Genomic DNA, 15,726 nt, shown 5'->3' with positions numbered 1-15,726 from the left:
GGGGGTGGATTGGCGTGACGTTTCCTCGCCGGCCAACCCACCCCCGCCCCCTCCCTTGTCAGGGAGGGGAGAAGAAGGCGTGGACCCGTTTGCTCCTCCCGGCTTAGAAGGCGCACAATCTTCTCCGGGGAGCCTCCATGGTCCGTTCGCTGTTCGCCGTCCTGCTCGCTTCCACGATCGCGCTTCCCGCGCTGGCGCAGAGCGCGCCGGTGCATCCGGCCCCTGCCCCCGGCCAGCGCGATCCGGGCACGACGGCGAAGGTGCGCTACGACGTTTCGTTTCCGCAGGTCGCACATCACCGCGCCCGGATCACCGCGACCTGGACCGGGGTGCCCGCCGGACCGTTGCGCGTCCAGATGTCGCGGTCGTCGCCGGGGCGCTATGCGATCCATGAATTCGCCAAGAACGTCTATGACGTCAGCGCGACCGATGGCGCCGGACGGCCGCTCAAGCTGACGCGCAGCGATCCCTATGGCTGGAGCGTCGCGGGGCATGACGGCACGGTCGTCGTCACCTACACGCTGTTCGCCGATCATGGCGATGGCACCTATGCGCAGATCGACACCAGCCACGCGCATCTGAACATGCCGGCGACCTTTATGTGGGCGACCGGTTACGACGCACAGCCGATCCGGGTGCGCTTTCAAAGCCCCGACCCCAAATGGAAGGTCGCGACGCAGTTGGCCGAGAGCGATGCGCCCGGCACCTATTGGGCACCGAATTTGCAGTATTTTATGGACAGCCCGACCGAGCTGTCGGACCATATGGTCCGCGAATGGCAGGAGGGCGGCCAGACTTATCGCCTAGCGCTCCATCATGACGGCAGCGCCGCCGACATGGATCGCTTTACCGAGAAGGCGAAGCGGGTGGTGCGCGAACAGATCCGCATCTTCGGCGCGCCCGCGCCCTATGATTTCGGGCGTTATACCTTCATCGCCGATTATCGCTCGTCGATCGTGGGCGACGGGATGGAGCATCGCAACTCGACGATCATCACCGACACGCGCTCGCTGGCCGAGGCGAAGGACGACCAGTTAGGCACGCTGGCGCATGAGTTCTTCCATAGCTGGAATGTCGAGCGTATCCGCCCGGCCGAACTGGAGCCGTTCGACTTCACCCGCGCCAATCCGACGCCGTCGCTATGGCTGGCCGAGGGGTTCACCAGCTATTACGGGCCGCTGTCGATCCGGCGCGCGGGCCTTGCCAGCGTCGACGAATATCTGGGCGAGATGGGGCCGATGCTGAGCGGCATCGTCAACAATCCCGCCCGGATCGCGGCACGGATCAATGCATCGCCGCAGGAAATGAGTTTGCGCGCGCCGTTCGTCGATGCCGCGCGGTCGATCGATCCGGTCGATCCCAATATCTTCGTGTCCTACTACCCCTATGGTGCGATCATCGGGTTGGCGCTCGACCTGGAGCTGCGGCAGCGGTTCGCGGGCAAGAGCCTCGACGATTTCATGCGGACCTTGTGGGCGCGGCATGGTCGGAACGAGAAGGCGTACACCCCCGCCGATCTGCGCGCGGCGCTGGCCGAGACGACGGGCGACCAGGGGTTCGCCGATGCGTTTTTCGCGCGGTCGATCGATGGCAGCGCCCTCCCCGATTTCGCGCCGCTGCTGGCACAGGCGGGGCTGGTGCTGCGGCCTGCCGCGCCGACGCGCGGCTGGATCGGGCGGACGGCGGCTAGCGAGGAAGCCGATGGCGTGACGCTGACCTTCCCGCCCGCGCAGAATTCGCCGCTGTTCGCCGCCGGGCTGGATCGGGGCGACGTGATCGTCGCGGTCGGTGGGCAGGCGATCGCCAACGCCGCGGCGTGGAACGCGGCGGTTGCGACGCTGAAGCCCGGTACGCCGGTCGAGCTGCGCTATCGCCGGTTCGGGGCCGATCGCACCGCGACGCTGATCCCGGCGGCGGATCCGACGCTGGAGGTGGTGCGTGGCGAAACGGTCGGGCAGGCGCTGACCGCCAAGCAGCGGGCGTTCCGCAAGGCGTGGTTGGGCGCATAGGATGCGGCTGTGCGCCGATGTCGGCGGGTCGTTCGTCGACATCGCCGCGTTCGACGATGCGGGGGCTATCGCCTGGCGGCGGAAGGTTCCGACGCCGGTCGATGACTGGGCGGCGTTCGTCGGGGTGTTTGCCGATGCGCTGGCGGTGGTGGCGTGCGAGCGGGTGTCGATCGCGACCGCCGGGCTGTTCGATCCGGTCTCCGGTGTCGTCACCAGCGCCAACATCCGCTGCATCGACGGGCGGCGGCTGGGTGACGAACTGGCCGCCACGCTGGCGGTGCCGGTGCGGGTGGTGAACGATGCCGATGCGTTCGTGCTGGCGGAGGCGGCGCGCGGGGTCGCGATCGGGCATGACCGGGTATTCGGCATCATCCTCGGCACCGGGGTTGGCGGCGGGCTTGTCGAACGCGGGCGGATCGTGAGCGGTGCCGGCGGGATCGGCGGCGAATGGGGCCATGGGCAGGTGGTGCACGACAGCCGCATCGCGCCGGGGGCCAATCCGGTGTTCGCCTGTGGCTGCGGACTTGTCGGTTGCCTTGATACGATCGGCAGCGCGCGGGGGCTGGAGCGGCTGCACCGGTTTCTGCACGGGGTCGATGTGGACAGTCTCGCGATCACTAGCGGGGCGGAAGCCGGTGATGCGCGTTCGGTAGTGACGGTCGACTATTGGTGCGATCTGGTCGGTGGGCCGCTGGCGATGGTGTTGCATGCCGTGTCGGCGACGATCGTGCCGGTCGGGGGCGGGCTGGCGAATGCGACCGCGCTGATCGCGGCGCTGGACGTTCGGGTGCGGGCGAATTTGCTGACCCCGGCAACGACGCCCGTCGTCGTGCCGGGGCGGCTGGGCGAGGATGCGGGGTTGATCGGAGCGTTCGTCGCGGGGGGATGACGTTTCTCCCCTTCCTGGAAGGGAAGGGTCGGCCTGCTAGGCGGGTAAGCGCGCTACAACCGGCCTACCCACCCCCAGCCCAGTTTCGGGTAAACAGTGCCCTGCACGGTTTAGGTCATGCCGGGGCATGACCGACCCGAAACTCTTGTCAGGGAGGGGAGTTGTCAGCGCCGATGGCCGGAGCGACCGTTGCGGTCATGCTTGTCGACCCGCACCTTGTACGCCAGTGCGTCGAAGCGGCGGTCGAGGTCGCGGCGTTCCTGCATCGACAGGCCGTTCGAGCGGCGATAGCGTTGTTCGAGCTGCGCGATCTGGCGGAATTCACCGCGCAGGTTCGCGGCTTCGCGCCGGCTGAGCGAACCGCTGCGGATACCCTGATCGATGCGACGCTCGATCTGTGCCTGACGCTGGTTGACCGACTGCCACGGCTGGGCGGCGGCGGGCAAAGCGGTCATGGCGACGCCGAGGCCGGCGAGCACCAGTGTGAACTTCTTCATGGGTCTTCTCCTGTTCGAACCCCTTGGGCTGAACAGAAAATGGGCCGGCCATGTCGCAGGCGTTTGTCGCCAACCCCCGAAAATTGTGTCGGATTGTCGCGGCGGCGGCGGGTTCGTTCAGCTTGTCAGGCGGGCAGGCGTTTCGCGCGCAGGATCGGGGTCAGCACCGCCTCCATCGCGGCATAGCCGGCGGCGGTCGGATGGACGCCGTCGTCGGCGAAACCGGGCTTCATCGCGCCGCCGGGCGTCGCCAGTGCCGGCGTATAGTCGACAAAGGTCGCGCCGGTCTGCGCCGCATGAGCTTTCGCCCAGGCGTTGAGCGCGTGGATCGGCGCGACGGTGGCGAGGCCGGGACGCCACGGGAAGCCATCTGCCGGCGGTACGCTGGCCAGCAGCACGCCGATCTTCGCTTGCCGCGCCAGCATGACCATCATCGCCAGATTGTCGTGCGTCTGCTGCGGCGTCATCGGACCGGTATTGCCGGCAATGTCGTTGGTGCCGGCCATGATGTGGACGAATTTCGGGCGAAGGGCGATGACGTCGGCCATCATCCGCAGCACCATTTGCGGCGTCGTCTGTCCGCTGATGCCGCGCCCGACCCGGCCGGCGCGGAAATAGTCAGGGCGCTTGCCGACCCAGCCTTCGGTGATCGAATCGCCCATGAAGACGATATCGGTCGGCGTGCCCGATGCGGCGAGCGCGGCATTGTCGGCGGCATAGCGGCCAAGCCACGGCCAGTCGGTGGCGAGCTGGCGCTGGCGTTTGACCTCATAGCTTTCCTCCTGCGCACGGGCGGCGATGGGAAGCAGCGCGGCACCGGCGGCGAGGCCGAGGAAATGACGGCGATCGGGGGTCATAGCGATCCTGACAAACGACAGATTTCGGGGCGGATGTCGCCATCGCGCGGCGTGGCACCACGCGCGTCGAACAGGAGGTTGGCGGGCTTGCCCTTGGCCGTGCGTGGCCAAGCCGGGCGACCTTCGCCATTCGGGTCGCCGGTGGCGGCGAAGGCGAGCCAGTAATCCTGCATCGATACCGGGCCGACGCGGCGATCGGCAAAGATATAGCCGATCTCGGCGGCATGCGCGGTGCGGCCGGGACCGCCGTCGCCCGCCATGTCGAATTCGTAGCGCCACACCGGCCAGTTGCGGGCGGCGAGAAGGTTGGCGAGCGTGCCCGCCGGGCAGCGGAAGGTGGCGTCGGTCGCGATCTGCTGATCGCGGGTGCCCAAGCGCGGATGGGCGACGGGATCGGCGTCGTCGAGGCGGTAGAAGGTGCGTGCCCCCTCCGCATTGCTGCCGAACGACAGGTCGACAAAGCCGTCGCGCGCCGGACGACCGCCGGGCAGGTCGAGTTCGAGCATGTTGCTGCCGAGGATCACCGGACGCTTGGGCGCGGTTACGAACAGCCGGTCGGGCGTGTCGGGCAGGACCGCGCCGTCGATCGTCGTGCGCAGATACAGATAATCGTCGGCAGTCAGCTTGGCATCGTGCAGCTTAAGGTCGGCGGCGAGCAGCGCGGCGGGCGACGCGCTGCGCAGTGCCGCCGTGCCCCGGGTGGCGAGCAGCACGTCGAGTTGATCGCCGATGCGGAACGCTTCCTTGAGCGGACGCCATGGCAGGCCGAAGCCCGGCGTGCCCGATTCCATCACCGCCTTCGCGAACAGCCCGCGTGCGAGCGGCGAGGCGAGGAGCAGCGAGACGTCCTGCGACCCGGCGCTTTCGCCGGCGATGGTGACATTGTCTGGATCGCCGCCGAACTTGGCGATATTGTCGCGGACCCAGCGCAGCGCCGCGATCTGGTCCATCAGCCCGTAATTGCCGCCGGTCCCGCCCGCCTCCGCCGCCAGCGCGCGGTGGGGGAGGAAGCCGAAGATGCCGAGGCGGTACTGGACGGCGACGACCACGACGTCGCGCTTGCCGATCGCCGACAGCGCCATGTCGCCCGCGGAACCCGCGCGGTTGCTGCCACCGTGGATCCACACGATGACCGGGCGTTTGCCGGTCAGCGCCGGAGTGCCGATGTCGAGCGTCAGGCAATCCTCGGCGGCATAGACATGGTCGGCGCGGTTCCAGCCATAGTCGTTCTGGAGACAGGCGGGCGCCTGTGCGGTGGTAGTGCGGATGCCGAGCCATTCGACCACCGGCTGCGGTTCGCGCCAGCGGTTGGCGCCCAGTGGCGGCGCGGCGAAGGGGATGCCGCGGAACAGGATGCGATCGGGTTCGGCCTTGCCCTCGACGATGCCGCCCGAGACCGAGACGCGTGGGGGGATGGGGGCGGCCGGGGGCGTGGCATCCTGTGCGATGGCGGGGGTTGCCGTGGCGAGGAGTAGAGGTGCCCAGATTGCCTTCATCGCCATGCCCCTGTGTGTTGCGGTTGGTGTCGTAAGGGGTGCAGCGAGGTCCTGTAAATCCTCCCCATATCATGGGGAGGGGGATCGCCGCGAAGCGGTGGTGGAGGGGCACAGCCGCAAACGGTACGCTTGTGGCATTGCCCCTCCACCATCCTGCGGATGGTCCCCCTCCCCGCGGAGCGGGGAGGACTTAGCGGGGGCAGGCCACCGTTACATCCGCCGTCGTACCCAGCGCGACGCGTGCGACGCCGACCGTCAGCTTGCCGTCGGTCGACAGGGCGAAGGGGGTGTCGACCTTCGCCATGTTCACATTGCCGCCGAAGCATTTGAGCGGGACGCCCAGCGTCTTCCACTGACCGACCGGCAAGCGCTCCAGCCGGCCGAGCGCCACCTGTCCACCACCCGGACCGCTGCGTAGCGACAGGGTGACCGGCTGGGTCGGGGCGGTGTCGACGCGCATCGTCGATACCAGCATCACGTCGCCATTGGTCTGGCGGGTCAGGTCGACCGGCGACTGGGTGCTCAGCACGATCTGCGCCGGGCCGCTGCCGTCGATCTCGAAGCGGCGCGCCCCTTCCTGTACGCCGTGGTCGGTCGCGGTGACCTTCACCCGGCCCGCCCCCGATTGCGCCGGCACGGTAGTGATACGAGTGTTGCCGCCGGTGCCCGCACCACCGACCTCCAGCGACCATGCGGTCGCGGGTAGGCCCTTGTCCATGAACACGTCGCCGGCATCGGCCTCGGCCACCTTCGCGTCTTCGGACAGCGCCGGCACTGCCGTCTTGCTGGCGGCGGTCAGGCCATAGCCGATCGGGAATTGCGTCGGCCCGGTCGCGTCCGCCGTCGCCGGCCAGGGGAAGGACAGCGTGCCGGTGAAGTCGCGCTTCGCCTTGCCGCCCTGTCCCGCCAGCAGCACGTCGGCGACGCCCGCGCCCTCCGATCCCGGCAGCCAGCCGACGACGAACGCATCGGCGGCGTTGATCGCGGCGTTCACGAACAAGGGCCGTCCGGTCAGCATCAGCGCGACGACCGGAATCCCCTGCGCCTTCAGCTTCTTCATCGTCTCGATGGGGCCACGCAGTTCGGGGCGAAGCTGGAGCGTTTTGATGTCGCCCTGGAACTCGGCATAGGGCGTTTCGCCGAACACGACGATCGCCGCATCGGGCTTAGCCCCGGTGAAGCTGCCATTGGCCGACAGCGTCGCCGATCCGCCCGCCGCCTTTGCCGCCGCATCGATCCCCTGCCAGATCGAGGTCGCGCCGGGGAAATATTTCGGGTCGATGCCCGTCCCCTGCCACGTCAGCGTCCAGCCACCCGACTGGCGCGCGACGTCGTTCGCACCGTCGCCGGCGACCAGCACCCGCGCGCCGGCCCTGATCGGCAAAACCGAACCGTTGTTCTTGAGCAGCACCAGCGACTTCGCCACCGCTTCGCGCGCGATGGCACGGTGTTCGGGGCTGCCGAGCAGGTCGAACTTGCCCGACAGCGGACGCGACGACGGCTTGCCCGCCTCGAACAGGCCGGCACGCAGCTTTACGCGCAGGATGTTGGAGACCGCGTCGTCGAGGCGGGTCATCGGCACTTCGCCCGACTTGACCTGGCGGACGAGGTTTTCCCAGATCGGCTTCCAGCTGTCGGGGGCCATATACATGTCCAGCCCGGCGTTGATCGCGCGCGGGCACGACGCGTTGGTGCAGCCCGCGACCTGGCCGTGCGCGTTCCAGTCGCTGACGATGAACCCGCCAAAGCCCATGCGCTTCTTGAGCACATCGGTCAGCAGGCCCTTGTGCCCGGTCACCTTTTCGCCGTTCCAGCTCGAAAAGCTGGCCATGACCGTCTGCACCCCGGCATTGATCGCCGAGACATAGGGCGTGCCGTGGATGTCGCGCAGCGTCGTTTCGGGGATTTTCGCGTCGCCCTGATCCTGCCCGCCGAACGTGCCGCCGTCGGCGAGAAAATGCTTGGTCGAGGCGAGGACGTACGGCCCCTTCAACTGGTTGGTCGTGCCCGGCGCACCCTGCAGCCCTTCGATGAACTGGGTGACGTAGCTGGCGACCAGCTTCGGGTCGGACGAATAGCCTTCATAGGCGCGGCCCCAGCGCAGGTCCTGCGGCACGGTGATCGTCGGGGCGAAGGTCCATTCGATGCCGGTCGCGCGGATTTCGGCGGCCGTCGCCTGCGCGATCTTTCGCATCAGCGCCGGGTCGTGCATCGCACCCAGACCGACATTGTGCGGGAACAGCGTCGCACCGACGATGTTGCTATGGCCGTGCACCGCATCGGTGCCCCAGATGACGGGAATGCCGACGCCGCCGTCGCTCTTGTCGACCGATGCCGCGTAGAAACGATCGGCGAGCTTGAGCCATTCGGAGGCGGGGGCGAATTCGTCGTTGTTCGGCGCGGAATTGCCGCCGTTCAGCACCGATCCCAGATGGTAACGCTTCACATCCTCGGGCGTCAGGCTGGCGATATCGCCCTGTACGACCTGCCCGGCCTTTTCCTCGACGGTCATCTTCTTCAGCAGGTCGGCGATGCGCTTCTCGACCGCCGGATCGGCCTTGTATGGCCAGTTGGCGCGCGGCCAAATGTCGGGGTGGACGGTGGCGGCCGGAGCGGGTGCCGGTACGGTCTGCGCGGCGGCGGGCAGCGCCAGTCCCATGCCGGCCAGCATCGTACCCAGCAAAAATTGCGGTACCGGTTTCATCGCATCGCTCTCCCTATGCCCGCGATTTCACCACGCGTGCCCCATTGATCCGGCGTTCGCCGATTCCGACAACGTTGTCAATGGCACATACCGGGTTTCGCCAACACGCTTTCCGATTGAACTGGCCTGTCCACTGGTCCACGCTCTGACAAAAGAACGAACGGCGCCGCCGTGATTGGGAGATATTGCGTGTCCTGCCCCCTACCCGCCCGGGACCTTCGCGCGTGACCGATCGTGCGCCGATCCGCCTGTCGGGGACCAACCTCGAACGTGCCGCCGACCATAACCAGCGGATCACGCTGCACGCCATCCGGGTGTCGGGGTCGCTGACCCGTATCGATCTGGCCAACATCACCGGGCTGACCCCGCCCGCGATCGCCAACATCACCCGCCGGTTGCTGGGGGAAGGGCTGATCCTCGAGGCCGGGCAGCGGCGCGGCGGGCGCGGGCAGCCGCCGACCAAGCTGGTGGTCAATCCCGCCGCCTGCTACGCGATCGGCATCAATATCGACCGCGATCACGTGACGATCGTGCTGGTCGACTTTACCGGACAGACGCTGGCGCGGGCCACCCGCGACGTCGATTTCGCGCTGCCGGGCGAGGTCGCCGATTTCTATCGGTCGGTCATTGCCGGGCTGGTCGCCGAAGCCCGGATCGATGCCGAGCGCATCGTCGGCATCGGCGTGGCGCGCCCTGACGATCTCGGCACCGTCGACCTGCCCGGCCGGCCGGCCAGCTATGCCGAATGGGAAAGCGTCGACATGGCCGCGCTGTTCGCGGCACCGATCGACCGGCCGGTGTTCGTCGAGAATGACGCGGCGGCAGCGGCGATGGGCGAGTTGCAGCTGGGACACGGCCAGCATCAGGCGAGCTTCTTCTATGTCCTGATCTCCTCGGCGCTGGGCGGCGGGCTGGTGATCGACGGCAGCTATTTCCGGGGCGCCAAGGGGCGGTCGGGCGAGCTCGGCTTCCTGCTGGGCAGCGACGGCAAGGGCGGGCAGACCCAGATCCAGCATACCGTGTCGCTGTCGGGCCTGTTGCATCCGTTGCAGCGCGCAGGGTTCACGCTGGGCGACATCCGCGGCGCGCGGGGCGATGATGCGAAGCTGCTGGCGGTGATCGATGACTGGATCGGAGCGTCGGTCGACCGGCTGGTCGAACCGATGATCGCGATCAACTGCCTTATCAACCCGGCGGCGATCTTCGTCGGCGGGCGGTTGCCGGGGCGGCATGTCGAAACGCTAGCCGAGCGGCTGAACGAACGGTTGCGGGTTGCGGCGACCAATGTCCCGGCGCTGGCCCCGGTGCGCCGCGCGATGCTGGCGGAGGATGCCCCGGCGGTCGGCGCGGCGATCCTGCCGTTCAGCCACTTCCTGCTGCCGAGCGCCACCGCGCTGTGGAAGGCGGAGGAGACGGTTTAGGACCGGGCGAAGTCGAGCAGGCGGCGCAGTGAGCGATAGGAGGTCGACGATTTCGGTTCGAACACCTCGTCGAGATGCGCCAGCCGATCGCGCGCCTGTGCCGCGAAATCCATCTTGATGTCGGCGGCGGGCGTGCCGGCCGTCGCGATCAGTTCGCGGCGGAAGCGGTGCAGCGTATGGATGTCGATCGCGCCTTCCCCGAACAGGCGAAAGCCGTAATCGGCCATTTCGCGCGGGGTCATGTCGCGGATATCGGGCGGCGGCAGGGCGGACGCGGGCTGCGACGCGCCGCCCTTGAACTGCGCGGCGAAGGCCAGCTCGAACCGTCCCCCGGCACCCGCCGCCACGCCCTTTGCATTCGCCTGCATCGCTGACTCCATTTCCAGCGAGCCGGTTTGGCATGGTCGTGATTGACGTCAGGTTAGCGTAGGGTCGAAGTTATACGAAATCGGATGCGCTGCTTGTCCGACCCATATCCGATTGTCCGGATTTTGAATAAATAAACCGAATTTACCAATTGCACTTCGGCACGAAGCCTGCGACGCTGGCAGCACTTTCACCTGTGATAGGGTTTTCGGGGATGAATATGGCTTTCGATCCAGCGGCGGCGCGCGACCGGAGTGATCTGCCGCTGGCCGGGATCGAACTGGGTGGTACCAAGTGCGTGTGCACGCTGGCGCATGGCCCGGACCGGATCATCGCGCAGGAAACGGTACCGACCGAGCATCCTGACATCACCCTGCCCGCCATCGCGGCGGTGTTGCAGCGTTGGTGGGACACGACGGGCTTTGCCGCACTCGGCATCGCGAGCTTCGGTCCGGTCGATCTCGACCCCGCCTCGCCGACCTGGGGCCATATCCTCGCCACGACCAAGCCCGACTGGCCGATGACCGACGTTGCCGGGCGGCTGTCGGCGATGTTCGATGTGCCGCACGCGTTCGATACCGACGTCAACAGCGCCGCCTTTGCCGAAACCCGGTGGGGTTGTGCGCAGGGACTGGACGATTTCGCCTATGTGACGATCGGCACTGGCGTCGGCGTGGGGTTGCTGGTCAACGGCCAGCCGACGCGCGGCATCGGCCATGCCGAGATCGGCCATCTGCGCACCCCGCGCCTGCCCGGCGATACGTTGCCGAGCGGCTGCCCCTTCCACGACGATTGCGTCGAGGGGCTGGCATCGGGCACGGGGATCAAGGCGGCGCTGGGCGACGTCCATGTTTCGACGCTGTCGGCCGACCATCCGGTGTGGGACCGCGCCGAGGCGGCGATCGTCGCGATGTGCCATGCAATGGTGTGCACCACCGGCCCCAAACGGATCGCGATCGGTGGCGGGGTCATGAACAAACAGCCGCATCTGCTGGCGCGGATCGAGCCGGCGCTCCGGGCGAGCATCAACGGCTATCTGCCATTGCCGGCGCGCGACTATGTCGTCGCACCGGCGCTCGGCGATCAGGCGGGACCGCTGGGGTCGATCGCACTGGCGCAGAACGCGTTGCGGGCGCGGGTCGCGGCGTAACCGCCGCTACTTCGCCATCGATACGCGATTGCCGGCGCCGGCGACGTTGATCCGGGCCTTGCTGTTATCAGCGGTGCGGTAGGTGACGATGTTGCTCGCGCCGGAAATGCGCACGCTGCCCTTGGGCGCCAGGTCGACCTCGACGCGGTTGCCCGCCCCTTCGATCACCAGCGCCGAGCAGCGCCCGGTTACGCGGATGGTGTTGCTGGCCCCTTCGATGGTCGCGGTGCCGCCATCGCAGTCGAGTTCCTGCGTCGCGCCCGCCCCTTCGTAGCGCGCCTGTGCCGACAGGGCGGCCGGCAGCGCGAGGGCGGAGAGGATCAGGGCGGTTCTGACGACGGTCATGCTATTCTCCCGTTCGGTTCGGAACGACAGGGTACGCCAGGCGGCGGCCGGAAACCAAGCCGCCGCTGCGCCGATCAGTGCAGGCTCTTCGCCGAAGCGACGTTGCGCGTCGCGGTCCGCCCGGCGGCGGCCGCAAACACACACAGCGCCGCATAGCACAGCGCCGGCACGAGGAACGCCGGCCCATGGCCGACCGCACCCGACACCAGCCCCACGACCGGCGGGATCACCGCCCCGCCGAAGATCGCGGTGCATAGCAACCCGGAGGTCGCCGCCTCGCTGGCGGTCGAGCGTTCGAGAGTCAGGGTGAAGATGACCGGGAACATGATCGAGTTGAACAGCCCCATCGACAGCGCGACGAAACCGGCGGTGACGCCACCGACGCCCGCGACATACAGGCACATGCCGACCGCGATGGCGGTGAACAGCGCGAGCAGTTTCCACGCCTTCACCTTCGACAGCAGCACCGATCCGATCGCGCGACCGACCATCGCCCCGCCCCAATAGAAGGCGACGGCCTTGCCCGCTTCCTGGAGCGACACGCCGGTCACGCCGTCGCTGCCCATCGCGAAGCCCAGCAGCGGCACGCCGAACGGCGCGTTGGACGCACCCCAGACGCTGTCGGCGTTGAGGAACAGCGCCATCTGCGTCCCGATCGCGACTTCGGCGCCGACATAGAGGAAGATCGCGCTCGCGCCGAGCAGCGCCCAGCGCGACGAAAAGGCGTCGGCGAGCAGCGCGCCCGGCGCCGGCACCTTGGCGGGTGCTTCCGGCACGGCGGCCGACACGACCCGGCGGCTGAAGAAAAAGAACACCGCCAGCGCCGCGATCAGCCCCGCGATCCAGAAATAGGCGCGGTCGATGCCGGCGAGCGCACCGGCGCGTACCGCTTGCGTCAGTACCGTGCCGTCCTTCACCTCGACCCCTTCGAGGAACAGGCTGGCCCCGAGCAGCGGCCCAAGAAAGGTACCGAACGAGTTGAACGTCTGGCTGAGCGTCAGGCGGAAATGGCTGAGCTTCGGATCGCCCAGCGCCGCCGCCAGCGGGTTCGCCGCGACCTGCAACACAGTGATGCCGGCGGCAAGGATGAACAGGCCGAGCAGCACCAGCGGAAACACCGCGAGGTTCGCCGCGACCAGCATCGTCAGGCAGCCGACAATCATCGTCACCAGCGCGAACAGGATCGACGGCACCGCGCGCAGCCGACCAAGCAGGATCGCGGCCGGCATCGAGATGAGGCCGTAAGCAAGGAAGAACGCCGACGCCGCCAGCTGCGCCTCGAAATCGGTCAGGGTGAAGATACCCTTCACCGCCGCGACCAGCGGATCGATCAGCGAGGTGATGAACCCCCAGGCGAAGAACAGGGTCGTGACGGCGGCGAATGCCAGCCCGGTGGTGGCGGAACCCGCCTGTCTGTCGGCCAATGCGGCGCTCCCCTTAGTCGGACTAATTCGACTATTTGTTTATGGTATTGATGCGCTCGCCGAGGGCGGGGGGAATGTCAAGATTGAGCAGTGCCGGCTATCGACCACGAACGATCTGCCAGTCATCAAATCACCCGTTCGTGCTGAGTAGGGGCTGAGCGAAGTCGAAGACCCGTATCGAAGCACCACGCGACTACGGTCCTTCGATACGCCGCTTCGACAGGCTCAGCGGCTACTCAGGACGAACGTTTTGTTCCGTCGTCGCGCCCTACCCCAACATCCCCAGCATCCGCGACGCCAGTTCGGACAGCGTATCGTCGCGCGCACCCATCACCACGATGCGATCGCCGTCGCGCGCCTGCGCCACCAGATGCGCCGCCGCCGCCGCGCGGTCGGGAATGTGGCGCGCGGGGGCGCCCTGCACGGTCAGGTCGCTGACGATGTCGGCGCTGGTGACTTCGCGCGTCACCGTGCCGCCGCGATAGACCGGATCGGGCAGCACCAGCAGGTCGTCGGGACCGAGCGCGCGCGCGAACATCGTCACCAGTTCGCGGCGCATGACCTTCAGCGGGCCATAGCCATGCGGCTGGAAGAACAGCAGCAACCGCCCCGGCTGGGTGCGCAGCGTGGCGATGGTCGCGGCGATCTTGTCGGGATTATGCCCGAAATCGTCGATGACACTGACGCCGCGCGCCGTACCCACCAGTTCGAAGCGGCGCTTCAGGCCGGAGAAACCGGCGATCGCCGCGACCGCATCGGCGATCGACACCCCGGCGGCGACAACTGCACCGATCGCGGCCAGTGCGTTGGCGACGTTATGCCGCCCCGGCACCGCCAGCCGCACGTCGTGGACCGCCCCGCCCGCCACCAGTTCGAACCGGCTGGCAAAGGGGTCGAGGACCAGCGCCCTCGCCGAAAGATCGGCATCGCGCTCGACCGCGAAGGTCGTGCGCTTGGCGGCCGGCACCGCCGCCGCCAGCGCCGCCGCCTCGCAATCGCCGACGTTGACGACGACATGGCCGGCGCGGTCGGCAAAGCCGCCGAACAGGTCGCGCAATTCCGCCAGCGTCTTGTGGTCGAGGCTGACATTGTTCAGCACCGCGACCTGCGGGCGGTAATGGGCGATCGACCCGTCGCTTTCGTCGACCTCGCTGACGAACGCATCGCCCTGCCCGACCAGCGCGCTGGCGAACGGGCGGTCGGCGGCGACGAAATCCTTCATCACCGCACCGTTCATGACGGTCGGATCGCGCCCCAGCGCGTGCAGCACATAGCCGATCATGCCGGTCACGGTCGACTTGCCGCTGGTCCCCGCCACCCCGATCGACAGCGGCGCGGCGTTGAACAGTTGCGCGAGCAGCTCGGCGCGGCCCATCCGTGTCGCCCCGACCGCGTCCGCCGCGACGATATCGGCGACGGTCGGCTCGATCGCGGCGGAGGCGACCACGATCTGGTCGGCCGACACGATGCCGCTGCCATCTTGAGGGAACAGCGCGATGCCGGCGGCGCGCAGCGCGTCGAACTTGGCGGGCAGGCTCGCCTGGTCGAGCGAGCGGTCCGATCCGGCCACGGTCGCGCCGCGCCCGGCAAGGATCATGGCGAGCGGCAACATGCCCGAACCGCCGATCCCGACGAGGAAGAAGGATTTGCCGTACAGCATCGCGCGGGGCTATCGACCTTGTCCTTCAGTGGCAAGCGGGGTTGCAGGATGCGGATCGGTGTGGTGGCCCCGGCGCGGCGCGTGGATGAGGAGCAGATGGCGCGGACACAGGGCTATGCCGCGCTGACCTACCCCTCGGTCGATCTGGTGGTGCATCCGCAATGTTTTCTCGACGCCGGGCATTTCGCCGGCACCGACGAACAGCGCGCGGCCGCCTTCCTCGAATTGGCCAACGATCCGGGCTTCGACGCGATCTGGTTCGCGCGCGGCGGCTATGGGTCGAACCGCATCCTCGACATGGTCATGCCGCAGCTGAACCGCGCGGCGGCGGCGAAAAGCTATGTCGGCTTCTCCGACATGGGGTTTCTGCTGGGCGCGCTCTATGCCCGGCGGATCGGCCGGCCGGTGCACGGACCGATGGCGGCGCAGGTCGGCAAGGCGGGCGGCACCAACAGCGCGGCGCGGTCGCTCGCATGGCTGGTGAACCGCGACCGTTCGGTGCTCGCCCCCGAACTCGACGGAAGGCCGACCGTGGCCTTCAACCTCGTGATCCTGTGCGCGCTGATCGGCACGCCGTGGCTGCCCGACCTGACCGACCATGTCGTGATCGTCGAGGAGGTCGGCGAAGACCTGTACCGGATCGACCGGCTGTTCTGGCAATTGAGCGAGGCGACGCAGCTGAAGGGCATCGCCGGCATTCGCCTCGGCGCGGTGACCGATCGCAGCCCCGACGACACCGGCTTCGGCGAGACCGAGGAGCAGATCGTGACGCGATGGGCCGGGGCGATGGGCGTGCCGTATCTGGGGCGGGCGCGGGTCGGGCATTATGCCGAAAATATGGTGGTGCCGTTTGGGGTGGCGTGAGCGGCACCGGCTTTATAGGACGCGATTGAACGTCGCCCCAGCGA

Annotated in this window: 13 protein-coding genes; 5 read left to right on the top strand and 8 right to left on the bottom strand. The window is 68.0% G+C overall.

The features are described 5' to 3' along the window. Positions 1-137 precede the first annotated feature (137 nt). Together ASE59_RS04825 and ASE59_RS04820 are read left to right on the top strand one after the other, a co-directional pair. Positions 138-2,009 carry a M61 family metallopeptidase gene (locus ASE59_RS04825; protein ID WP_056452987.1) on the top strand — a complete coding sequence of 624 codons (1,872 nt, stop codon included), beginning with the start codon at positions 138-140 and terminating at the stop codon, positions 2,007-2,009. Position 2,010: 1 nt separating this feature from the next. Next, positions 2,011-2,898 (top strand): ROK family protein, encoded by an 888-nt coding sequence (locus ASE59_RS04820; RefSeq protein ID WP_056452984.1) that lies wholly within the window; start codon positions 2,011-2,013, stop codon positions 2,896-2,898. A 164-nt stretch (positions 2,899-3,062) separates the two neighbouring features. On the opposite strand, the gene ASE59_RS04815 is transcribed toward ASE59_RS04820, so the two are convergent. From ASE59_RS04815 to ASE59_RS04800, 4 genes are all read right to left on the bottom strand, one after another. Further along, positions 3,063-3,395: a hypothetical protein gene (locus ASE59_RS04815; RefSeq protein WP_056452980.1), complete on the bottom strand. Its 333-nt coding sequence runs from the start codon at positions 3,393-3,395 to the stop codon at positions 3,063-3,065. 125 nt (positions 3,396-3,520) lie between these two features. Further along, on the bottom strand, positions 3,521-4,252 hold the full coding sequence (locus ASE59_RS04810) for a GDSL-type esterase/lipase family protein (RefSeq protein ID WP_056452977.1): 732 nt from the start codon (positions 4,250-4,252) through the stop codon (positions 3,521-3,523). Beyond that, positions 4,249-5,748, bottom strand: coding sequence for a carboxylesterase/lipase family protein (locus tag ASE59_RS04805; RefSeq protein ID WP_162235268.1), 1,500 nt, complete (start codon positions 5,746-5,748; stop codon positions 4,249-4,251). Before ASE59_RS04805 ends, ASE59_RS04810 begins: the two co-directional genes overlap by 4 nt. Before the next feature lie 190 nt (positions 5,749-5,938). Next, on the bottom strand, positions 5,939-8,452 hold the full coding sequence (locus ASE59_RS04800; RefSeq protein ID WP_056452971.1) for a glycoside hydrolase family 3 protein: 2,514 nt from the start codon (positions 8,450-8,452) through the stop codon (positions 5,939-5,941). Positions 8,453-8,676: 224 nt separating this feature from the next. Between ASE59_RS04800 and ASE59_RS04795 the strand changes: the two genes are divergently transcribed. After that, positions 8,677-9,873 (top strand): ROK family transcriptional regulator, encoded by a 1,197-nt coding sequence (locus tag ASE59_RS04795; protein ID WP_056452968.1) that lies wholly within the window; start codon positions 8,677-8,679, stop codon positions 9,871-9,873. Here ASE59_RS04795 and ASE59_RS04790 read toward each other — a convergent pair. Next, positions 9,870-10,241, bottom strand: coding sequence for a hypothetical protein (locus tag ASE59_RS04790; protein ID WP_056452965.1), 372 nt, complete (start codon positions 10,239-10,241; stop codon positions 9,870-9,872). The genes ASE59_RS04795 and ASE59_RS04790 overlap by 4 nt on opposite strands. Before the next feature lie 218 nt (positions 10,242-10,459). Between ASE59_RS04790 and ASE59_RS04785 the strand changes: the two genes are divergently transcribed. Next, a complete protein-coding gene (locus ASE59_RS04785; protein WP_056452962.1) occupies positions 10,460-11,389 on the top strand; it encodes an ROK family protein in 930 nt (309 codons plus the stop codon). A gap of 6 nt (positions 11,390-11,395) precedes the next feature. Here ASE59_RS04785 and ASE59_RS04780 read toward each other — a convergent pair whose 3' ends face one another. The 3 genes from ASE59_RS04780 to ASE59_RS04770 all read right to left on the bottom strand — a co-directional run bounded on the left by ASE59_RS04780 (position 11,396) and on the right by ASE59_RS04770 (position 14,818). Continuing rightward, positions 11,396-11,734, bottom strand: a complete 339-nt coding sequence (locus tag ASE59_RS04780; protein ID WP_056452959.1) for a DUF3060 domain-containing protein — start codon at positions 11,732-11,734, stop codon at positions 11,396-11,398. A 74-nt stretch (positions 11,735-11,808) separates the two neighbouring features. After that, entirely contained in the window at positions 11,809-13,158 is a 1,350-nt protein-coding gene (locus ASE59_RS04775) for an MFS transporter (protein WP_056452956.1), read from the bottom strand. 268 nt (positions 13,159-13,426) lie between these two features. Beyond that, a complete protein-coding gene (locus tag ASE59_RS04770) occupies positions 13,427-14,818 on the bottom strand; it encodes a glutamate ligase domain-containing protein (protein WP_056452955.1) in 1,392 nt (463 codons plus the stop codon). 48 nt (positions 14,819-14,866) lie between these two features. On the opposite strand from ASE59_RS04770, the gene ASE59_RS04765 reads away from it, so the two are divergent. Beyond that, entirely contained in the window at positions 14,867-15,682 is an 816-nt protein-coding gene (locus tag ASE59_RS04765) for an LD-carboxypeptidase (RefSeq protein ID WP_056452952.1), read from the top strand. The last annotated feature ends 44 nt before the right edge of the window (positions 15,683-15,726 follow it).

This window comes from Sphingomonas sp. Leaf10 (assembly GCF_001421245.1).
Classification (GTDB): Bacteria; Pseudomonadota; Alphaproteobacteria; order Sphingomonadales; family Sphingomonadaceae; genus Sphingomonas.
This window is presented reverse-complemented; position numbering and strand designations above follow the sequence as displayed.